Origin of the sequence: Bradyrhizobium sp. A5 (assembly GCF_042076515.1) — a bacterium.
Lineage (GTDB): Bacteria > Pseudomonadota > Alphaproteobacteria > Rhizobiales > Xanthobacteraceae > Bradyrhizobium > Bradyrhizobium cosmicum.
This window is the reverse complement of sequence record NZ_CP148990.1, coordinates 2,276,673-2,298,128: the sequence shown is the minus strand read 5'-3', so window position 1 is coordinate 2,298,128 and position 21,456 is coordinate 2,276,673. Positions and strand designations below refer to the sequence as shown.

At 64.7% G+C, this 21,456-nt stretch carries 18 protein-coding genes; 7 read left to right on the top strand and 11 right to left on the bottom strand.

Going from position 1 to position 21,456, the window contains the following annotated elements; translation table 11 throughout:
• Window positions 1–2: 2 nt before the first annotated feature.
• The 4 genes from WHZ77_RS10810 to rfaD form a co-directional block, all read right to left on the bottom strand.
• A complete protein-coding gene (locus tag WHZ77_RS10810; protein WP_375314701.1) occupies window positions 3–1,916 on the bottom strand; it encodes an SDR family NAD(P)-dependent oxidoreductase in 1,914 nt (637 codons plus the stop codon).
• 191 nt (window positions 1,917–2,107) lie between these two features.
• Window positions 2,108–3,391 carry an O-antigen ligase family protein gene (locus WHZ77_RS10805; RefSeq protein ID WP_375314700.1) on the bottom strand — a complete coding sequence of 428 codons (1,284 nt, stop codon included), beginning with the start codon at window positions 3,389–3,391 and terminating at the stop codon, window positions 2,108–2,110.
• An 8-nt stretch (window positions 3,392–3,399) separates the two neighbouring features.
• Complete coding sequence (rfaE1, locus tag WHZ77_RS10800) at window positions 3,400–4,884, bottom strand: D-glycero-beta-D-manno-heptose-7-phosphate kinase (protein WP_375313660.1); 1,485 nt, start codon at window positions 4,882–4,884, stop codon at window positions 3,400–3,402.
• A gap of 27 nt (window positions 4,885–4,911) precedes the next feature.
• On the bottom strand, window positions 4,912–5,892 hold the full coding sequence (gene rfaD / locus WHZ77_RS10795; RefSeq protein ID WP_375313659.1) for an ADP-glyceromanno-heptose 6-epimerase: 981 nt from the start codon (window positions 5,890–5,892) through the stop codon (window positions 4,912–4,914).
• Window positions 5,893–6,052: 160 nt separating this feature from the next.
• Between rfaD and waaF the strand changes: the two genes are divergently transcribed.
• Window positions 6,053–7,123, top strand: coding sequence for a lipopolysaccharide heptosyltransferase II (gene waaF / locus WHZ77_RS10790; RefSeq protein ID WP_375313658.1), 1,071 nt, complete (start codon window positions 6,053–6,055; stop codon window positions 7,121–7,123).
• A 177-nt stretch (window positions 7,124–7,300) separates the two neighbouring features.
• Here waaF and WHZ77_RS10785 read toward each other — a convergent pair whose 3' ends face one another.
• Window positions 7,301–8,338: a glycosyltransferase family 4 protein gene (locus WHZ77_RS10785; RefSeq protein WP_375313657.1), complete on the bottom strand. Its 1,038-nt coding sequence runs from the start codon at window positions 8,336–8,338 to the stop codon at window positions 7,301–7,303.
• Between the two features lie 126 nt (window positions 8,339–8,464).
• Between WHZ77_RS10785 and galE the strand changes: the two genes are divergently transcribed.
• Window positions 8,465–9,478 carry a UDP-glucose 4-epimerase GalE gene (galE, locus tag WHZ77_RS10780; protein WP_375313656.1) on the top strand — a complete coding sequence of 338 codons (1,014 nt, stop codon included), beginning with the start codon at window positions 8,465–8,467 and terminating at the stop codon, window positions 9,476–9,478.
• A gap of 118 nt (window positions 9,479–9,596) precedes the next feature.
• Window positions 9,597–11,405 carry an ABC transporter ATP-binding protein gene (locus WHZ77_RS10775; protein WP_375313655.1) on the top strand — a complete coding sequence of 603 codons (1,809 nt, stop codon included), beginning with the start codon at window positions 9,597–9,599 and terminating at the stop codon, window positions 11,403–11,405.
• A gap of 4 nt (window positions 11,406–11,409) precedes the next feature.
• On the opposite strand, the gene WHZ77_RS10770 is transcribed toward WHZ77_RS10775, so the two are convergent.
• A complete protein-coding gene (locus WHZ77_RS10770) occupies window positions 11,410–12,591 on the bottom strand; it encodes a dipeptidase (RefSeq protein ID WP_375313654.1) in 1,182 nt (393 codons plus the stop codon).
• Window positions 12,592–12,740: 149 nt separating this feature from the next.
• Between WHZ77_RS10770 and WHZ77_RS10765 the strand changes: the two genes are divergently transcribed.
• Complete coding sequence (locus WHZ77_RS10765) at window positions 12,741–13,442, top strand: fumarylacetoacetate hydrolase family protein (RefSeq protein WP_211403976.1); 702 nt, start codon at window positions 12,741–12,743, stop codon at window positions 13,440–13,442.
• Between the two features lie 104 nt (window positions 13,443–13,546).
• Here WHZ77_RS10765 and WHZ77_RS10760 read toward each other — a convergent pair whose 3' ends face one another.
• From WHZ77_RS10760 to WHZ77_RS10750, 3 genes are all read right to left on the bottom strand, one after another.
• Entirely contained in the window at window positions 13,547–14,476 is a 930-nt protein-coding gene (locus WHZ77_RS10760; RefSeq protein ID WP_375313653.1) for an aspartyl/asparaginyl beta-hydroxylase domain-containing protein, read from the bottom strand.
• Window positions 14,477–14,621: 145 nt separating this feature from the next.
• The gene (locus tag WHZ77_RS10755; RefSeq protein WP_014493894.1) at window positions 14,622–14,777 is read right to left on the bottom strand and encodes a hypothetical protein; all 156 of its coding nucleotides are present in this window, start codon (window positions 14,775–14,777) and stop codon (window positions 14,622–14,624) included.
• Window positions 14,778–14,922: 145 nt separating this feature from the next.
• Window positions 14,923–15,846: a LysR family transcriptional regulator gene (locus WHZ77_RS10750; RefSeq protein WP_375313652.1), complete on the bottom strand. Its 924-nt coding sequence runs from the start codon at window positions 15,844–15,846 to the stop codon at window positions 14,923–14,925.
• A gap of 213 nt (window positions 15,847–16,059) precedes the next feature.
• On the opposite strand from WHZ77_RS10750, the gene WHZ77_RS10745 reads away from it, so the two are divergent.
• The 3 genes from WHZ77_RS10745 to WHZ77_RS10735 are packed head-to-tail and all read left to right on the top strand — an operon-like array spanning window position 16,060 to window position 18,313.
• On the top strand, window positions 16,060–16,770 hold the full coding sequence (locus WHZ77_RS10745) for an SDR family NAD(P)-dependent oxidoreductase (RefSeq protein ID WP_375313651.1): 711 nt from the start codon (window positions 16,060–16,062) through the stop codon (window positions 16,768–16,770).
• A 16-nt stretch (window positions 16,771–16,786) separates the two neighbouring features.
• The gene (locus WHZ77_RS10740; protein ID WP_375313650.1) at window positions 16,787–17,020 is read left to right on the top strand and encodes a 4-oxalocrotonate tautomerase family protein; all 234 of its coding nucleotides are present in this window, start codon (window positions 16,787–16,789) and stop codon (window positions 17,018–17,020) included.
• Window positions 17,021–17,053: 33 nt separating this feature from the next.
• A complete protein-coding gene (locus WHZ77_RS10735) occupies window positions 17,054–18,313 on the top strand; it encodes an MFS transporter (RefSeq protein ID WP_375313649.1) in 1,260 nt (419 codons plus the stop codon).
• Here WHZ77_RS10735 and WHZ77_RS10730 read toward each other — a convergent pair whose 3' ends face one another.
• Window positions 18,314–19,774 carry a flavin-containing monooxygenase gene (locus WHZ77_RS10730; protein ID WP_375313648.1) on the bottom strand — a complete coding sequence of 487 codons (1,461 nt, stop codon included), beginning with the start codon at window positions 19,772–19,774 and terminating at the stop codon, window positions 18,314–18,316.
• Between the two features lie 160 nt (window positions 19,775–19,934).
• Window positions 19,935–21,356 carry an adenosylhomocysteinase gene (gene ahcY, locus WHZ77_RS10725; protein ID WP_375313647.1) on the bottom strand — a complete coding sequence of 474 codons (1,422 nt, stop codon included), beginning with the start codon at window positions 21,354–21,356 and terminating at the stop codon, window positions 19,935–19,937.
• Between the last annotated feature and the right edge of the window lie 100 nt (window positions 21,357–21,456).

The following is a 21,456-nucleotide window of genomic DNA, read 5'->3' as shown; positions in this document are numbered from 1 at the left end:
GGTCAGGCCGCAGTCGACCCGAATTCCGGAACCGCGTCCTTCAGGATAGTCCTGATCGTGGCCCGATCGTCGCGCGCGATCGCCTGCTCCAGCGCGACGATCCACTTGCGCAGAGTCTGCATCGGCGGCTCGTTCGGCTGCGCGGCCATGATCCCGGCGACGCCGATCTCGCGGGTCGGCTCCTCGGAGGCGAACAGGATCTCGTGCAGGCGCTCGCCCGGCCGCATGCCCGTGAACACGATCTCGATATCGTAGCCGGGCTGCAGGCCCGAGAGGCGGATCATGCGCTCGGCAAGGTCGACGATCTTCACGGGCTGGCCCATGTTGAGCACGTAGACCGAGACGTCCGGACGCTGCGTACCGAGCGCGTGCGTCGCCGCCGTGATGACGAGGTCGCAGGCCTCGCGGATCGTCATGAAGTAGCGGACCATGTCGGGATGCGTCACCGTCACGGGGCCGCCGGCCTCGATCTGGGCCTTGAACTTCGGCACCACCGAGCCGTTCGACGCCAGCACATTGCCGAATCGCACCGAGATCAGCCGCATCGCCGGCCTGGCGCCGCCGCTCCCTGCCGCGATGTCATGATCGAGCGCCTGGCAGTACATCTCGGCGAAGCGCTTGGTGAGGCCGAGCATCGACACCGGCTCGATCGCCTTGTCGGTCGAGATCATCACCATGGCTTCGGCGCCGGCGCTGTGCGCCGCATCGGCCACGTTGATCGAGCCGAAGATGTTGGTCTTGACACCCTCGCTCCAGTCGCGCTCGAGGATCGGCACATGCTTGAGCGCGGCAGCATGGAACACGATGTCCGGCTTGAACTCGGCCATCAGGCGCATGATGCGCTCGCGGTCGCGGATGTCGGCGATCCGCCCTTCGATCGCGGCTGCGGCGCCGTGCGCGGCGAGCGCTTCCGTGACGGCGTAGAGGGCCGGCTCGGAATTTTCCACGATCAGCAGGCGCGCGGCGCCAAACGCGACGACGCGCTCGCAGATCTCGGAGCCGATCGAGCCGCCGCCGCCGGTGACGATCACCGCCTTGCCCCTGATCAGGGCTTCGAGGCGCGCATAGTCGATCTTTTCGCTCGGCCGCAGCAGGAGGTCCTCGACCGCGACGGTTGTGAGGCGCGGCGTGTCACCGCTCTCGAGCGAGGGCATGCGGTTGACGATCACCCCCAGCTTGCGCGCCCGCATCAGGATCGATTCCGGACGCGCGTCCGGCTCGAACGCCGACGGCGTCATGACGAGGCGCGCGATCGGCTTATTGCGCTTGGCGAAGTCGGCGATGACGTCTTCGATATCATCGATGTCGCCCACCACCGGCACGTTGCGGATGAGCTGGCCGCGATCCGAGCTCGACGGCGACAGCATGCCGACCGGCCAGATGCGCTTGATCGCACCGCTCTCGATGCCGCGGAGCAGCACCTCGGCGTCCGCGGCGCGGCCGATCAGCAGCGTCGGCGCTGCATCCTCGGTCCGCGCATGACGCCGCACCCGCGTATAGCGGAAGTAGCGGTAGGTCATGCGCAGCGCGCTGAGCAGGGTGATCTCGAGGAACCAGTAGAGGACGATGGTCACCTTGCCGAGGAAGAAGGCGCCGCGAACGTTAGGGGCGACGAAGACGTAATCGAGCACGAGCAGCGCGACCGTCAGCACGCTCGCGACGCGGATGATGTTCAGCGCGTCCGGCAGCGAGATGAAGCGCCATTTCGTCGTTGTCAGGTTGAAGACGAAGAACACGACCACGCTGAACGCGAGGAAGTAGGGCAGGATCTGGAACAGCAGCGGCAGGCGGTCGTAGAAGCCCTCGCCGCCCTCGAAGCGGATGTAGAAGGCGGCAAACAGCGCCGCCGTGGTCGCCAGGAGGTCGTGGAGCGCAATCAAGAAATTACGCAAGGTGAGATGCGAGAGACGCGTCATCCGCCGACCGATGAAAATCCAGTTAGGTGCAACCTGACCGCGCTGATAGCCCATCTCGGCAAGAACTGCCAGCACAAGACTTGCCAGTACAGACTGGCCGGTACAAGACTTGCCAGCACAAGACGCCAGCCTGAGACCTGCCGGCGCAGGACTTTCCGGCACCGGACTCTCAACCCGGACTTGCCGGCCGCTCAGGAACCCGATTCGGGTGTCGCCGACGCCCGCTGCGTCCGGATCACCATGCCCCCGGCGACGCCGACGCCGATGACGTACATCCAGCCCTCGTGGAAATCGAACAGGTGGGAGTTGAACAGCGAGGTGAAGACGTTCTGGACCACGACCAGCAGGCCGATCCACTTGGCAAAGCCGTCGCCGCGAAACAGCAGGAAATGACTGATCCAGATCGCGTAGAGAACGACGACGCCGATGACGCCCCACTGCACCGCGACGTGCAGCGTCTGGTTATGCGGATTCGGAAACACCCTGACGCCTTGAACCCATGAGGGGTCTTTGGAGGCCCGCTCGAATAGTCCCTGCGAGGAGCCGGTCCCGTGGCCCATAAGCGGAGCCTGCACGAAGAACTTGATCGAGTGCCGCCAATATTCGAGACGTTCTCCCATGGACGTCGGGACGTTCTCCTGCATGTAAAGCCGATAGTCCCGCGAAAACGTGTCGGCAGTCTTGCGCAATTGCGGCGAGGTCTGCCAGGCGATGGCGGCGCCGGCGATCAAAACCGCGGAGATGATCGCGATGCTGCGCCACCTCAAATGAAGCAGCGCGAACACGGCAAGCATGATGGGCACGGTGACGAGCGCGGTGCGCGAGACCACCACGAAGGCCATGTTGACCAGGAAGCTCAGCGCCAGCGCCACGAGCAAGCCTGCGAGCCAGTAGCGCTTCTCGCGCAGCAGCAGCAGCACGGGATACGCGAGCGCGACCGCGCACAAGGCGAATTCCTGGCTCTGGTCGATGTAGTTCTTGACGAAGATGCCGCGTTCGAGCGGGTCATAGGGTCTCAGCGACAGGCCGGGATAGAAGGCGACCAGCCACGACATCACCGACAGCAGTGCGCAGGACACCAGGAAGGCGATGAAGATCCAGTGTCCCCGCGTCGAACGTTCGAAGTGATAGAGCAGGACGGGCAGCACGAGCAGCTTGACGGTCGGACCGACGGCATAGAGGCGCGCGCCCCAGGCCGCGTCCGACCACAGCGTCCCCAGCAATGCCAGCAGGAACAGCGCGATCGGCGCCGCGCAGATCGGGCGCTTCAGCGATTGCAGGAATGCCCTGACGTCGAGAAACGGCACCATGCAGACCAGGAACGCAGCGTTGAAGATCGCCACGAGCGAGGTCGACCAGGGCAGCGAAGCCACGGTGAGGATCGCGAACAGATCGACCGTCTCGCTCCAGGCCGCCGGACTGCGCAGGCGCCGCCGCAGCATCTGGGCGGTGGTCTCGCTGGCAAGCGTCGTCACTTGGTCCGTCACTTGCCGCCGCCCCGCGCGCGACGGACCAGCGCGGTGGTGCTGAAGCCCTGGAGGATGTCGACCAGAACCACCGTTCCGCCCGCGGCCTCGACGACCTCGTGGCCGACCACCTGCTCGCGGGTGTAGTCGCCGCCCTTCACCAGCGCGCTCGGCTTGATCCGGGTGATCAGCTCGATCGGCGTGTCCTCCTCGAAGATGACGACGAGATCGACGGCTTCGAGCGCCGCCAGCACTTCCGCGCGCGCGCGCTCGTCCTGGACCGGACGCTCCTCGCCCTTCAGCCGCCGCACCGAGGCGTCGCTGTTGAGGCCGACGATCAGGCGATCGCAGGCGCCGCGCGCCGCGGTCAGCACCTTGACGTGGCCGGGATGCAGGATGTCGAAACAGCCATTGGTGAAGCCGACGCGCAGGCCCTGCCGCTTCCATTCCGCGAGTTGTGCGTCGAGCGTATCAGGCTCCAGCACGATCTTCTCCTCGGCCGCCAGATAGGCATGCGGCAGGATCTTTCGCCGCAACTCGGCCGCGCTCACGCTGGCGGTGCCCTGCTTGCCGACCGCGACGGCGGCCGCGGCACTCGCCATGCGCAGGGCCGTATCCCAGTCCGCGCCCGCGGCAAGCGAGACCGCGAGCGCGGCTGCGACGGTGTCGCCGGCACCGGAGACGTCGCGCACCTTGACGGGAAAGGCCGGAACATGAACGGCATCGCCGCTGCGCGGCACCAGCGTCATGCCCTGCTCGCCTTGCGTGACCAGGATCGCCTCGCAATCGGCGAGCCGCATCACGTCCTCGCTGGCATCGACGATGCTCTGCACGGTGTCGGCGCGGCTGCGCGTGGCCTCCGAAAATTCCTTGCGGTTGGGCGTGAGCAGCGTGGCGCCCCGATAGATCGCCCAGTTCAGGCTCTTGGGATCGACGATCACGGACTTGCCGGATTTTCGCGCGGCATCGATCGTGTGCCGGATCACCCGCGCGGTCAGCACGCCCTTGGCGTAGTCGGAGAGCAGCACGATGTCGGCACGCGCGATCTGCGGCAGGATCGCCTCGATCAGCTTCGTCTCGACGTCGTCGGAGGCAGGCACAGCCTGCTCCCAATCCGCGCGCAGCATGTGCGTGGAGAAATGCTCGGACACGAAACGGACCTTGCGCGTGGTCGGCCGCGACGGATCGCACACCAGCACGCTTTCGATGCCGTCCTGCTCACCCAGCGCGTCCCTGAGCTGCCTGCCGGCATCGTCCTCGCCGACGAGGCCCACGAAGATGCATCGCGCGCCGAGAGCGGCGATATTGCGCGCGACATTGCCGGCGCCGCCGATATGGATCTCGCTGCGCTGGGCCACGATGACAGGCGTCGGCGCTTCCGGCGAAATCCGCGACACCTCGCCATAGACGAATTCGTCCAGCATGATGTCGCCGATGCAGAGCACCGTGCGACCGGAGATGGCCTGCGCGAGGGCATCGAAATCGAGAATGGGCGTCGGCATGATCCTTGAGCCTTAGATCCTGGAGCCTCAGCGGAAGCGGTCGGGCCGGTCGAGATAATCCCCGACATAGGCTTTCACCGCATCCTCGAGCGTCGTGAAGCCGCCATTATAGCCGGCGTGGTGGAGGCGATCGACCTTGCTCTGGGTGAAGTATTGATAGCTGCCGCGGATGCTCTCGGGCATGTCGACATATTCGATGTTCGGCCTGGTGCCCAGCGCCGCATAGGCAGCCAGCATCAGGTCTTTGAAGCTGCGCGCCTTTCCGGTGCCGACATTGAAGAGCCCGGACACCGACGGGCTCGCCAGCAGCCACATCATCACGCGCACGACGTCGTCGACATAGATGAAATCGCGGCGCTGATCGCCGTCGGCGATGCCGTCGCGATGCGACTTGAACAGCTGCACGACGCGGCCCGCCCTGACGTCGTCGAAGCGGCGCGCGAGCACGCTCATCATCGTACCCTTGTGGTACTCGTTGGGGCCGAACACGTTGAAGAACTTCAGGCCTGCCCATTGCGGCGGGAGCGGATCGCCGTTCGCTGCGCGCCCGGCGACCGCGAGATCGAACAGATGCTTGCTCCAGCCGTAGAGATTCATCGGCCGCAGCTGCTTCAGGGCAGGCAGCGAGGCGTCGTCGTCAAAGCCGGCCTCGCCGTCGCCATAGGTCGCCGCCGACGAGGCGTAAATCAACGGCACCGCATTCGCCGTGCACCAGTCCAGCAGGCGCATCGAGAGGCGGAAATTGGTCTCGATCACGAGATCGCCGTCGGTCGCGGTGGTCTCGGAAATCGCTCCGAGATGGATCACGGCGTCGAGCTTGCGGCCCTTCAGCCAGTCGAACAGCTCGGCCGGCGGGACGATATCCACAAGCTGGCGCTTGGCGAGGTTTCGCCATTTGCCGTCGCTGCCAAGCAGGTCGCAGACCACGACGTCGCCGCGGCCGGCCCCGTTCAGCGCAGCGACGACATTCGATCCGATAAAACCGGCCCCGCCGGTCACCAGCAACATTCCAACATCCCTGCCCGATTTTTGCGACCCGTTTCTGCCCTAGCGCATGATCCGGCAAAGTGTAAGCGGTTTTGGGATTGGGCTGCGGCCGGCTTTACCTGCCGGCCCGGAGCGGCTAACCGAACCGGTACAGCCCAGCATACCCCGGCCCCATCAATCAATGAACAGTGATTCGCAATTTAGTGGAGCAGCAGATCCGGGCGACACCCGACCGATCCTGATCGTCCCCTATATGTGGATCGGCGATTTCGTCCGGAATCACACCGTTGTGCGGGTCCTGAAGGAGCGCTGGCCCAACCGGCCGGTTGATCTGCTGACCACCTCCCTGTGCGCCCCGCTGGTCGATTACATGCCCGGCGTGCGCCAGGGGATCGTCTGGGACCTGCCGCGCGGCCGCCTCGCCGTCGGCCGCCAGCTCGGCCTGGCCAAGCTCCTGCGCGAACGGAACTACGGCACTGCCCTGGTGCTGCCGCGGACCTGGAAGGCCGCCATCGCGCCGGCACTGGCAGGCATCCCTGAACGAGTCGGCTTCGTCGGCGAGTTCCGGTTCGGCCTGCTCAACCGCTGGCGCTGGGGCGAGAAGAAGCTGCCACGCTTCATCGACAAGAACGCCGCCCTGGCCCAGCCCGACGGCGCTCCCCTGCCCCCGGAATGGCCGGTGCCGCAATTGCAGGTCCTGCCTGAGGACATCACCCGCTGGCGGCAGGCCAACGGCCTCAGCGCCGGCGCCGCCGTGGCGCTCGCCCCCGGCTCGGTCGGCGTGTCAAAGCGCTGGACCTATTACCCGGAGGCCGCCCGCCTGCTGGTCGAGCGCGGGCTCGAGGTCTGGGTGGTCGGCGGCCCCGCCGAGAAGGGCCTCGCTCAGGAGATCCTCGCAGCAGGCGGACCGGGGGTCCGGGACCTCACCGGCAACGATCTGCGCAACGGCGTCCTCGCCATGGCCGCAGCCGGCGTCGCGATCTCCAACGACTCAGGCCTGATGCACATCGCCGCTGCGCTCGGCACGCCCACCATGGGCATCTTCGGCCCGACCAGCCCCTATCTCTGGGCCCCCCTCAACGGCCTCGCCGCCACCGTGGTCCAGGACAAGAGCGTGCTCTCCTGCCAGCCCTGCCAGAGCACGATCTGCAGGATGAACGACCACAGGTGCATGCGCGATATCGCCGCCGTGGAGGTGGTGGGGATTGCGGAGCGAGTGCTGAGGGAGGCGGGGGCAAAGGCTGGGACGTAAGTGTTGAGGTCCTGCCCATCGTGACATCATGCAGGTGTTTTGCCCGACGAGTCAAATCTATTTCGTAAAATCCGGAGAATACGACACCCGACTGCCAAGCCATTGATTCTGCTTTCGCCGGCTACTGTGCATGGGGTTGTTTTCGCAGTTTTGGTATCAGCTTTCGAAAGTGACGCGTCAGAGCAGCGGCCGATAGACCTCGCCGATCCGCACCGCCTCAGCATCGAGGCTGAACTTCGCCAGCACCCGCGCCCGCCCGCGCTCGCCCATCGCCGTTGCAGCTTGCACGTCGCGCATCAGCGGCTCCAGCGCCGCAGCGAGCGCATCGGCATCACCCGTCGGAATCAGCACGCCGGTGACCCCATCCTCGACCACGAGTTCGGCCGCGCCGGCACGCGCGGCGACCAGCGCAGCACCCGCCGCCATCGCCTCGATCAGCGTCAGGCCAAAACCCTCGTTGCGGGAGGTGAAGGCGTAGATCGTGAGCCGCTGATACCAGCGCTGCACCGCTTCGATCGGCAACTCGCCGGTGATGACGATACGCGCTTGCAGGTTGGCTTCCTCGATGCGCCTCTTCAGGTCGTTCGCAAAAGCAGTTTGCTCCGGCGTGACCTGACCGACGATGACGGCGGTGAAATCCGGATAGCGCGGCAGCAACCGGCACATCGCATCGACGAACACATCGGTGCCCTTCTGCGCACGCACGCGGCCGAAGCAGCCGATCGCGTAGCGGCCGGGCAGCGCGGCTTCCGCGAACGCCGCGGCGCGGTCGGCCGGCGGCGCGTAGATGTCGGTGTCGACCCCATGCGGGATCACCGTCGCCTTCACTTTCAGGAACGATGCCGAGATGTCAGAGGTCGCGATGATCGCGTCCATCTGCCGGATCAGCCAGCGCGTGATCCAGCTGTGATGCCGCTGAGCCGCCGAGGTGAACACGAGCTTGAGCGGCCAGCCGAGCGCGCGCAGCACGACGCCGGCAATCATCTCGTTGTTGCGCCGCGCATGCCAGATCAGCGGCCCTTCGCGGCGCCACAGCGTCAGGAGATCTGCAACGTTCAACCGTGCAATCCCCTCCGGCGCGTCGGAACCGAACCACGCGGCGCGATACAGCTTTGCCAGCTGCGGCGCCACCATCCGGTTGGTCGCGGTGACCCCGGAATAGCGCCTGTGCAGATTTGGCACGATCACCTGCAGATCGCCGAGGGAATTCGCCACGTCATGCTCCGTTTCGAAAAGTCCCTATACGCAACATTAAGCATAGTGACCAGTTCAGCCGCGCCGAAACCCCCTCTTCACCGCGCAAACGTTAACGTGGCGCGTTGATCGAAGACGGGTGAGACCATGACTGTGCTAGTCACCGGCGGCGCCGGCTATATCGGAAGTCACACGGTTCTCGCGCTGGCGGAAGCCGGCGAGGACGTGGTCGTGATCGACGATCTGTCCACCGGCTTTTCCGCTTATCTCCCCGAAGGCGTGCCGCTGTTCATCGGCGACGCCGGCGACGAGAACCTGCTCGAAGGCGTGATCGCCCAGCATAACATCGAGAGCATCATCCATTTCGCCGGCTCGGTGGTCGTGCCGGAGTCGATGCGCGATCCGCTCGGCTATTACCGCAACAACTTCATGACCGCGCGCAATTTGCTCAACGTCGCGGTCAAGCGCGGCATCAACCGCTTTATCTTCTCCTCGACCGCCGCCGTCTACGGCAATCCGGACCAGGTCCCGGTGCCCGAGCACGCGCCGGCACGGCCGCTGTCGCCCTACGGCTCGTCGAAGCTGATGACCGAGATCATGCTGCACGACGTCGCCGCCGCCTACGGCATGCAATATGTGACCTTGCGATATTTCAACGTCGCCGGCGCCGATCCGCAGGCACGCATTGGCCTCGCCACCGTCGGCGCCACGCATCTGCTGAAGATCGCGGTGGAAGCCGCGACCGGCCAGCGCGCCAAGATCGACGTGTTCGGCACCGACTATCCGACCCCGGACGGCAGTTGCATCCGCGACTTCATCCACGTCACGGACCTGTCGCAGGCGCATCGCTCGGCGCTGGCCTATTTGCGCAATGGCGGCGCCTCGACGACACTGAATTGCGGCTATGGCCGCGGCTATTCGGTGCTGGAGACCATCGACGCGGTGCGCCGGGTTTCAGGCCGCAGCTTCGCCGTGCAATACGCCCCGCGCCGGCCCGGCGACATCATGACCATGGTTGCCGACACCAGCCGCATCCGCGGCCTGCTCGACTGGAGGCCGCAATACGACGACCTCGAGACCATCGCCGCCCACGCCCTGGCGTGGGAGGAGAAGCTGTTCCGCGAGCGCCATGGCGAGCTCCGCCATGCTGCATCGGCCTAGATTCCATCCAGACGCAAGCCCTTAATTGGGCTTGAAAAACCCCGCTTGAGCGGGCACAGAGGCCACTCGATCCCTGACGCGCGGGCAGCTTTGCCGCTGCGCCGTCAATGGAAAGCGGATGGCCCAGTTTCCAAAGAAAATCACCGACGATCCCTATGCGGCGATGGTTCTCGTTCGCCGCCTGGTCACGGAACAGGGGGTCGTCTACTGGCGGCGCTATCTCGTCGCCTTCGCGCTGATGGCGCTTGCCGCCGGATCGACCGCGGGCGCGACCTACGTACTCGGCCAGGTCATCAACCAGGCCTATGTCGACAAGAACATCCCGGGCATCGCGATGTTCTCGGGCATCACGGTGATCCTGCTCTTCATCAAGGGCGTGGCGACCTACGGCCACATGGTGATCCTGACCAAGATTTCCAACGCCATCCTCGCCACCAACCAGCGGCAACTCTTCGCCAAGCTGATGCGCGAGAGCGTCGGCTTCTTCTCCGAGCGGCATTCGTCCGAATTCCTGGCGCGGCTGACTGCCGGCGCAAAGTCGATCACCGACGTCCTCAACATGCTGGTCAACGCGGTCGGACGCGACCTCATGATGCTGCTCGCCATGATCGGCGTGATGGTCTGGCAGGACCCGGTGATGTCGTTCATCGGCCTCGTTGTGGTGCCGCCGGCAATGCTGGTGCTGCGCAAGCTGGTCAAGCGCATCAAGGGTCTCGCCTTCAACCAGTTCACCGGCACCGCCGACATCATGGAGACGATGCAGGAATCGTTGCAGGGCATCCGCACCGTCAAGGCGTTCACGCTCGAAGAGACCATGCAAAAGCGCATCGACGAGAACATCGCGATCGTCGAGCGCAACGCCAACAAGATGGCCCGCGTCGCCAACCGCTCCAACCCGCTGATGGAAATGCTCGGCGGCTTCGCGGTCGCCGGCTGCCTGCTCTATGGCGGCTACAGCGTGGTCGCGCTCAACGCCACGCCCGGCGCGTTCTTCTCCTTCATGACGGCGTTCCTGATGGCGACCGAGCCGGCCAAGCGGCTGGCGCGACTCAACATCGATCTGAACAGCCAGCTCGTCGGCGCGCGCATGCTGCTCGAAGTCGTCGACAGCCCGGCCAGCGAGCATTCCGACGACGACAAGCCGGCGCTGAAACTGTCCGACGCGAAGATCGAGCTGCGCGACGTCAGCTTCTCGTATCGCGCCAATGAGACCGTGCTCAACCGCATGAGCTTCGTGGCGGAGCCCGGCAAGGTCACCGCGCTGGTCGGCCCATCCGGCGGCGGCAAGTCGACGGTGCTGGCACTGCTGCTGCGCTTCTACGAGGTGACGCAAGGCGACATCGTGATCGACGGCCAGTCGATCGGCGCCGTCTCGCGCAAGTCGCTGCGGGCGCAGACCGCCTATGTCGGCCAGGACGTCTACCTGTTCCGCGACACCATCCGCAACAACATCGCCTTCGGCAAGCCCGGCGCGACCGAGAACGAGATCATCGACGCCGCCAAGGCGGCCTGCGCGCATGATTTCATCATGGGCTTCCCGCTCGGCTATGACACGCCGGTCGGCGAGCACGGCACCCAGGTGTCAGGCGGCCAGCGCCAGCGCATCGCGGTGGCGCGCGCGCTGCTCAAGAACGCGCCGATCATCCTGCTGGACGAGGCCACCGCCGCACTCGATTCGGAGTCCGAGCGGCAGGTGCAGGAAGCGATCGAGCATCTCTGCCAGAACCGCACCACCATCGTGATCGCGCACCGCCTGCACACCATCATGCACGCAGATAGCATCCTGGTGGTCGAGGGCGGCGAGATCGTCGAGCAGGGCCGCCACGACGACCTGCTCCGCCGCGGCGGCCGCTACGCCTCGTTCTTCCGCCTGCAACATCGGGACACGGAGACCGCGCCCGTGCTGGCCTACTCAGCCAGTACTTGAACAATCAGGACGGCGCCAACCCTGCGCGGATCACGCGCAGGACATTGCCGCCCATCACCTTGCGGATATCCTCTTCGGAGAAGCCTGAATCGAGCAGGGCTTGCGTGATCACAGCAACCTGACTTGCGTCAAAACCCGTCGTGGTCGCGCCGTCGAAATCCGAGCCGAGCCCGACGTGATCGATGCCCACAAGGTCACGCACATAGGCAATCGCGCGGGCCACCGCCTCCGGCTTGATCGAGCAGACCGCCCCTTCCCAATAACCTATTCCGATCACGCCGCCGGTCTTCGCGATGCCCCTGATCTCGTCGTCGGAGAGGTTGCGGTTTGCCTTGCAAGTCGCACGTACACCGCCGTGGCTTGAGACGACGGGCCGCTTCGCCATCGCCAACACCTCGGCAACTGCCGCGTGGCTGGAATGGGCGAGATCGACGATCATCCCAAGTGCTTCCATGCGCCGCACCACCTGCTGGCCGAGTGGCGTCAGCCCTTCCTTACGCATTCCATGCATGGAGCCGGCCACGTCATTGTCGAAGAAATGCGCGAGCCCCGCCATCCGAAAGCCCGCGGCGTAGAGCACGTCGAGATTCTCGATTTTGCCTTCGAGATCCTGCAATCCCTCGATCGACAACATCGCACCGACGACCACGCCGCCGCTCCTTCGATCCGCGAGCAGACGATCTATACCTGATGCCGTGGTAACCAGACGCAACCTTCCCTGCGATCTCGCTGCGAAGTCGTGAAGCTTCTCCGCGTGCCAGAGGGAGCGCTGCAACAGTGAACGCCAAGTCCTGATCGGCTGCAGATCGATCATAGCCAACGAGGTGACGGTGTCGGTGTCGGCTCCATTGGCGTTGTAGTTCTGTCCCTTCGGGGATTGTGTCACGGATGAAAATACCTGGAGGGCATAGCGCCCATCGATCAGCCGCGGAAGATCGAGATGTCCGCGATCGGATCGTTCCAGCAGGTCGCGTTTCCAAAGGAGGCTGTCTGCATGCATGTCCGCGACGTCGAGCGTGGCGTGCAGACCTTGCCCCGCAGCCTTAACGTTCAAAGCAACCGGTGCGATCCTGTTTTGCCCGCGGTCAATCCGCCCCGGCATGACAACGAAAAAGCGAACGGCGAAGCCGAGCAAGACGGTCACGGCAACCGCCACGCCAGTCAATATCCACTTCTTCATCCGCATGGCTCTCCGCGGCACGTCCGACATTGCCTTGCCGAACGGCTCTCCGGCTATTGGCACTACCTTTTATTGTCCTGCGCCACTAGCCTCGATCCTTGCAACCGCGTAAATACGGCTGCGCCATCTCCATGTAACCTCGCCGAGACCACCTCATGAACGCCGCCTCCTACGTCATCCCGCTTCCGCCCCAGGCTTCGCTCCCCGTCGTGGGGGAAAGCGGCCGTTTTCCGGTGCGCCGCATCTGGTGCGTTGGCCGCAACTATCTCGAGCATATCCGCGAGATGGGCAATGACGAGCGCGCGCCGCCGTTCTTCTTCGCCAAGCACGCCGACATGCTGGTGCCCGATGGCGCCACCATTCCCTATCCGCCGCTGACCAAGGATCTGCATCACGAGGTCGAGTTGATCGTCGCGCTGAAGAGCGGTGGCCTCAACATCCCCGCCGACAAGGCGCTCGACCATGTCTACGGCTACGCCGTCGGCATCGACCTCACCCGCCGCGACCTCCAGATCGCCTCGCGCAAGAAGGAGCGTCCCTGGGAGATCGGCAAGTCGTTCGACGGCTCCGCACCCGCCTCCGCACTGCAGCCCGCCTCGAAGATCGGCCATCCCTCCAAGGGCAAGATCTGGCTGACGGTCAACGGCAAGGAAGCGCAGACCGGCGACCTCGAGCAGATGATCTGGAACGTGCCGGAGACGATCTGGCAGCTCTCGCAGCAGGTGAAGCTCGCGGCCGGCGACATCATCATGACGGGCACGCCCGCCGGCGTGTCGCAGCTCCAGCCCGGCGACAAGCTCGAATGCGGCGTCGATGGCGTCGGCACGCTGAAGGTCTCGATCGGCCAGCCGGAATAGTCTGGGCCGTGCGAAAGAAAAACCCCGGAGCCTGCTCCGGGGTTTTTGATTCAGTCCTGCTGATTGGCCTGCTCGTTGCCTGCGGAGCCAGTGATGCGCGGCGTTCACGGCACCGCCGACCACACGATGAGGCCGAGGATAAGCGCCGTCAGCGAGTATTTCAGCGTGTAGTAGACGTTGCGGTTCCACTCCTTGACCTTGCGGCTGCCGAGGTGGATTTCGTAGAGCTTGCCGAACACCTTGTTGAGCACGCCGACATGCTCGCCATCGACGTTCTGGGTTGCCGACGCCTTGACGATGTGATGGCTGACCCAGCGGTTGACCGCGGTCATGAAGCCATACTTCATCGGGCGCTCGACATCGCAGAACAGGATGATGCGGTTGACGTCGGTCGCATTCTCGGCGCTGTGGATGAAGGTCTCGTCGAACATGAAGGCCTCACCGTCGCGCCAGACGCATTCGACGCCGTCGACCAGGATGCGGCACTTGTTCGAGTTCGGCGTGACGAGGCCGAGGTGGTAGCGCAGCGAACCTGCGAAGGGATCGCGGTGCGCGCCCAGCTTGCCGCCCGGCGGCAGCATCGCGAACATCGCACCGTGCACGCTCGGGATCGACTTCAGCAGCTCCACCGTCTTCGGGCACAGCGTGTTCGCCGACGGCAGGAAGTCGTCATACCATTTCAGGTAAAACCGCTTCCAGCCGCTCTTGAAGAACGAATAGAAACCCCAGTCGTTGTTCTTGGCGGCGGCGCGGATGAAGCCTTCGTCGAACAGGCGCACGGCCTCGTCGCGGATGGTCTCCCAGTTCTCGCTGAGGGGCTTCAGCTCGGGAAACTGCGCGACTGGGATCACCGGCTCGTTCGGGACGGCCGAGCCTGCATACATCAGTACATTGTAGGGAGCGAGATAGGTCGAGTGATCGCCGAGCTGGCGCGCAAAGCGCAGCCGCTGCTTGCCGCGGAAGTGAACGTAGATCGTCGAAGCCGCCAGTACATACAAAATGACAAGTTGCGGCGCAAAAAGCTGTTTCAACATTTCCCCAAGTTCCCAACTGACCCAGCCGGGAACGTGATCTACCTCGGCCCGGCCCGAGCGGCAAGATATTCACCGCTGGGTTGCAATCACGCTGGGGAGAGCGGCAGTACGGAACCTGGACTAAGAGCGGCCGAAACGAGCCGAATTACGCCCGGGACAGCGCCTGAAGACCCTTGAAGGTGAGGCGCTTGGGATCCGTGACGCCGGCCAGATAGAGCCGGCGGATGAACGCGATGACGGCGTCGCGGTCGCAATCGGTCAACGCGACGACGGCGTCGACCGCGATCTTCTGGGCTTCCATTGGGCTCACCTCGGCCTTGCGAGTAACCCCGGCCGAGACAGGCTAGGACTCACCGGTTAATCCGGCGTTAACCGTTCGGGCAGCATGGCTGATTCAGCCCGGTGCCCGTATACGCAAAACAACGCATTGCCGGGCGTGCGGCGGCTCATCGCGCTGCCATGCTCTTCCTGAGCTGGGCAAATTGCTTCTTCAGCCGCGGTACCGCGAAGTCGGTGAAGGCACGTACCTTGGGCACCGAGAGCCTGCCCTGCGGGCAGATCAAATGTGCCGGCATCTCCGGATCCTCGTCGCCGGCCAGTACGATCTCGAGCTCGCCGCGCGCGACCTGCTCTGCCACCTGGTATGAATACATCCGCGCCACCCCACGCCCGGCCACGGCGGAGGCCACCGCCGCATAAGTGCTGTTGACGACGAGGCGCGGGGTGAACTGCACCGTCCGGGCCGCCGACGAGCCGGCCTCCGGCACGAAGGTCCAGGAGTTCGGAAGATGCGCCATCGCCACGATCTGGTGCTTGGCGAGATCGCCGGGCCCGGTGATGCGCGGGTGCTGCTTCAGATAGCGCGGCGCCGCCACGACGACGCGGTTGATCTCGCCGACCCGCATCGCCACCATCGCTGAATCCGCGAGAGGCCCGATGCGGAGCGCGACATCGACGCCTTCCTCGATCAGGTTGACCGCACGGTCGAACAGCAGGAGCTTTGCCGAGACGGTCGGATAGGCATCGAGAAACGCATCGAGGATCGGCCGCAGCACCATCTCGCCGGACACCACAGGGGCGGTGATCGTGAGCAGGCCGCGCGGCGCCGTGCGCGGTCCGGCGGCAATGTCGTCAGCCTCCTCCAGCTCCGCGAGTACGCGGCGGCAGATCGCGAGATAGCGCTCGCCCTCCTCGCTCAGCTTGATCGATCGCGTCGTCCGGTGCAGCAGCTCGGCACCGACCCGTTTTTCCAGGAAGGCGATGGCGCGGCTGACCGCTGCCGGTGAGCGGCCAAGCTTGCGTCCCGCGGCCGCCAGGCTTCCCTCGTCCACTGCGAGGACGAACACATTCATCGCATCCAGACGATCCATGCCTTCCCGTCGCCCCATCAAATTCCGGTGACAAGCTAGGCGTTCGTCTCCGCCGCGACAACCGCCGCCAAGGCCAGATCCGGCATTCGTTCACGGCACGTAACAGTGTCTGCCGGACAACGTGTATTCGCAGCCGGGCCGCTGGAGTCTACCTCACACCCCAGGCCAGCCGCTGCCGGCTCAGGTTCTGAAAGCCAACAACAGGAGCCCGTCATGGGTATCGAACAGAAGGTCGCCATCATTACCGGTGCGTCGCAGGGCATCGGCGCCGCCTTGGTCCGGGGTTTTCGTGATCGCAACTACCGCGTCGTCGCAACGGCACGCTCCATCAAGCCGTCGGGCGACGATGATATCCTTGCCGTTCCCGGCGACATCTCGGATCGAGCCACCGCCGAGCGCGTGGTCTCACAGGCCGTTGCCCGCTTCGGCCGGGTCGACACGCTGGTCAGCAATGCCGGCATCTTCGTCGCAAAGCCGTTCACGCAGTACACGACCGAAGACTATGCAGCGGTGATGGGGACCAATGTCGCAGGCTTCTTCAACATCACGCAGCTCGCCATCGCCGAGATGGAGAAGCAGGGTTCTGGCCACGTCGTCCAGATCACCACCACCCTGGTCGAACAGGCGAACTCGAACGTGCCCTCGGTGCTGGCCTCGCTGAGCAAGGGCGGACTGAGCGCCGCGACCAGGTCGCTCGCGATCGAATATGCCAGGCGCGGCATCCGCGTCAACGCGGTGTCCCCCGGCATCATCAAGTCGCCGATGCATCCGGTCGAGACGCATGCCCAGCTCAGCGCGCTGCATCCGGTGGGCCGTATGGGCGAGATGTCCGACATCGTCGATGCCGTGCTCTATCTCGAGGGTGCCTCCTTCGTCACCGGCGAGATCCTGCATGTCGACGGCGGCCAGAGCGCCGGCCACTGAGCCGAGGAGAAACACGATGCCCATCGTCACCATTGAAGTGACCCGCGAGGGAACGACGCCGGGAGCGGCGTCGCTCACCGCGGAGGAAAAGGCCGCACTGATCAAGGGATCAAGCCAGCTCCCACTCGACGTCCTCGGCAAACCGCTCGATTCCACCTTCGTGGTGATCGAGGAAGTCGACTTGGACAATTGGGGCTGGGGCGGCCTGCCCGTCCCGGAATTCCGGCGCCGCCGTGCCGCCCAGACCTGATGATCCGCGCGCCATTGCGCGCAGGAGGATGAGATGACCAACGCAGATACGAAGCAACACATCGAGACCCGGCTGCACGCGCAGCCGGGATCAGACTCAGGGTCAATTTCACAAAGAACCTGGCGATATGCCGTGGCCGGATTGTCCGCATCACTGGTTGGCCTTGGCCTCGCGCGCTTCTCCTATACCCCGCTGATCCCGGCCCTGATCGCTGCAAAATGGTTCAGCGCATCCGACGTCGTCTATCTCGGTGCGGCGAACCTTGCCGGCTATCTCGCCGGCGCGCTCGCCGCGCGGGCTGCAGCTTCGCGCATCGGCGCGGTCCCTGCGCTGCGCGCGATGATGCTGCTGGCGACTCTCTCCTTCTTCGCCAGCTCGGCCCCGGTATCGTTCAGCTGGTTCTTCGCCTGGCGCTTCCTCTCAGGTCTCACCGGCGGCATCATCATGGTGCTGGCGGCTTCCGTCATTCTGCCGCACACCTCGCCCGCGCGGCGCGGCATCGTCGGCGGCGTGATCTTTGCCGGCGTCGGGCTTGGCGTCGCAGCATCGGGCACGTTGGTGCCGCTCTTGCTGCAACAGGGCCTGAAGCAGAGCTGGTATGGCCTCGGCGCCCTCTCGGCCGTGCTCACGCTCGCGAGCTGGTGGAACTGGCCTGCTGACGCCAAGGGCCATGCGACTCCTTCGCATCAGACAAAGCCCCATCGAGCCTCGCCTGCCGCTCGTGCGTTGCTGGTCCAGTACGGTCTCAACGCGGTCGCCTTGGTACCGCCCATGGTCTTCATCGTCGATTTTGTCGCGCGCGGCCTTGGCCAGGGAATTGCCGCGGGATCGCACTACTGGGTGCTGTACGGCCTTGGCGCAATCGTCGGTCCGCTCGTCACCGGCCATCTCGGTGACCGGTCCGGGTTTGGACCGGCATTGCGCGCGGCCTTCCTGATCGAGGCGGTCGCTGTGCTGCTCCCGACCGTCAGCACTGCTCCGGTTTCGCTGATCGTATCGAGTGTTGTGGTCGGCGGCTTCACGCCGGGGATCGTGCCACTGGTGCTCGGGCGCATCCACGAGCTGGTGCCGCATTCGGCCGAACAGCAGCGCGCGACATGGAGTCACGCCACTACGAGCTTTGCGCTGTTCCAGGCAGCAGCGGCCTACGGGTTCTCGTGGATCTATGCGCAGACCGGCGGCGACTATCTGGTTCTGTTCGGACTCGGCGGCGCGGCCGCAGTGCTGGCACTCGCCATCGACCTTGGCCTCGCGCTCAACAAGCGCAAGGCATGGAAGCCGCCGGCGGCGTGATCAGGAATACTGCATCACGCCGTCGTCGATCCGGCCGAAGCGCAGGGAGACGATGTCGAGGGCGTAGTTCTGGTACAGCCGCCACGGCTGCTTCGAGCCCTGCTTCGGCATCTTTGCGACCGAACGCTGCACATAGCCTGAGGTGAAATCGAGCGACGGCTGCGCGGTGATCTCCGGGTCGTCATTGTGCGGCATGCACTGGCGGAAATTGTGCCGGTCCATGTAGTTGATGAGACGGCAGACATATTCGCAGGTGAGATCGCATTTCAGCGTCCACGACGCGTTGGTGTAGCCGAACGCCGACGCCATGTTCGGCACGTCGGCATACATCATGCCTTTGTAGGTCAGCGTGTTGGCGAAATCGACGGCGCGGCCGTCAACGCTCACCTCGAGTCCGCCTACGACCTGGAGTACCAGTCCGGTCGCGGTCACGATGATGTCGGCGGCGAGCTCGCTGCCATCCTTTAGGCGGATGCCGTCACGGGTGAAGGTCTCGATCTCACTGGTGACGACGGAAGCGCGCTGCTCGCGGATCGCCTTGAACAAGTCGCCATCCGGCACGAGGCAGAGCCGCTGATCCCAGGGATTGTAGCGCGGCGTGAAATGGGTTGCGACGTCGTAGTCGGGGCCGAGCGCCATCTGGACGCCCTTGAGGACCAGCTCCTTGACCTTCGCAGGCCGGCGCCGGCTGAGCTGGAAGAAGAACATCCCCCACATCACGTTGCGCCAGCGGATCAGATGATAGGCAAGCCGCGCCGGCAGGTTGCGGCGAAGCTTGTTGGCGACGGGATCCAGCGCCGGACGCGACACCACGTAGGTCGGCGAGCGCTGCAGCATGGTGACCTGCGCCGCCTTCTTGGCGAGCTCGGGCACCAGCGTCACCGCGGTCGCGCCCGAGCCGATCACGACGACACGCTTGCCCGCATAGTCGATGTCGTCGGTCCATTTTTGCGGATGCACGATGCGGCCGGCGAAATCCACCGCGCCCTTGAACTCCGGCGTATAGCCCGCCTCGTATTTGTAATAGCCCGAGCACATGAACAGGAAATTGCAGGTGAGACGCACGAGCTCGGTCGCCCCCTCGCCTGTCGTGCGCTCAGCCTCGACAGTCCAGCGTGCATCCGGCGTCGACCACGCCGCGCGCTTGACGCGATGACGGTAGCGGATGTGCTTGTCGATACCGTTCTCGGTGGCTGTCTCGCGCACGTAGTTCAGGATCTGCGGCCCGTCGGCGATCGCCTTCGGATCGGTCCACGGCTTGAAGGAATAGCCGAGCGTGAACATGTCGCTGTCGGAGCGGATGCCGGGATAGCGAAACAGGTCCCAGGTGCCGCCGATACAGTCGCGGCTCTCGAGGATGACATAGCTCTTGCTCGGGCACTTGCTCTGAAGATGGTAGCCCGCGCCGATGCCGGACAGGCCGGCACCGACGATCAGCACGTCGAAATGTTCTCGTTGCATGGTTTCCTCCGCCACCGAGGATTGTCCGCCCGCCGCGACTGGCCGTCAATTGGCAACCAGCCGTGCAGCAACTGCAAGGCGAGTGGAATTCCATGCGCCGAAACAACGAAGCCCCGGATCACTCCGGGGCTTCGCGTCAATAGTCGATCGAACCAATGGCTCAGTACCGATAATGATCCGACTTGAACGGGCCTTCCTGCTTCACGCCGATATAGTCGGCCTGGTCCTTGCGCAGCTCGGTGAGCTTGACGCCGATCTTGGCGAGATGCAGCCGGGCCACCTTCTCGTCCAGCGACTTCGGCAGCACGTAGACTTCCTTCTTGTACTTGCCATCCTTGTTGTTGGCGAACAGCTCGATCTGCGCCAGCGTCTGGTTGGTGAAGGAGGCCGACATCACGAAGGACGGATGGCCCATCGCATTGCCGAGGTTCACGAGGCGGCCTTCCGACAGCATGATAATGCGGTGCTTGTCGGGGAACTCGATCTCGTCGACTTGCGGCTTGATGTTGGTCCACTTCAGGTTACGCAGACCCGCGATCTGGATCTCGTTGTCGAAGTGGCCGATGTTGCAGACGATGGCGCGATCCTTCATCGCGCGCATGTGCTCGATGGTGATGATGTCCTTGTTGCCGGTCGCGGTGACGAAGATGTCGGCGCGCGGGGCGGCGTCTTCCATGGTCACGACCTCGTAGCCCTCCATCGCCGCCTGCAGCGCGCAGATCGGATCGATTTCGGAGACCATGACGCGGCAGCCGGCCTGGCGCAGCGAAGCCGCCGACCCCTTGCCGACGTCGCCGAAGCCGGCGACCATCGCGACCTTGCCCGACATCATCACGTCGGTGCCGCGGCGGATGCCGTCGACCAGCGATTCGCGGCAGCCATAGAGGTTGTCGAACTTCGACTTGGTGACGCTGTCATTGACGTTGATGGCGGGCCACAGCAGCGTGCCGGCCTTCTGCATGTCATAGAGACGATGCACGCCCGTGGTGGTCTCTTCGGAAACGCCCTTGATGCTCTTGGCGATCTCGGCGAAATAGCCCTTCGGCTTTTCCTTGAGCTGCTTCTTGAGCAGCGCGAAGAACACTTCCTCTTCTTCCGAGCCGGGCTTGTCCAGGAACGCCGCGTCGCCGTTCTCGGCGCGCAGACCGAGATGGACGTACATCGTGGCATCGCCGCCGTCGTCGAGGATCATATTCGGATGACCGCCGCCGTGCCAGTCGAACAGCTTGGCGGTGTAGTCCCAGTACTCGGTCAGCGTCTCGCCCTTGACGGCGAAGACGGGAATTCCGGCGGCCGCGATCGCAGCTGCAGCGTGGTCCTGCGTCGAATAGATGTTGCAGGAGACCCAGCGGATGTCGGCGCCGAGCGCCGCCAGCGTCTCGATCAGCACCCCGGTCTGGATCGTCATGTGGAGCGAGCCAGCGATGCGCGCGCCCTTCAGCGGCTGCTTCGGGCCGTATTCCTCGCGGGTGGCCATCAGGCCGGGCATCTCGGTCTCGGCGAGCGAGAGCTCCTTGCGGCCGAAATCGGCGAGCGAAATGTCCTTGACGATGTAATCGGTGAAGCCGGGCTTCGCGTTCATAGCGGAGATCCTGTTGTTGAATTGGTCATTCCGGGGCTCCCCAGACAGGCGAACCCGGAATCTCGACATGATGGATAAGGATTCCGGGCACGCTCGCGCG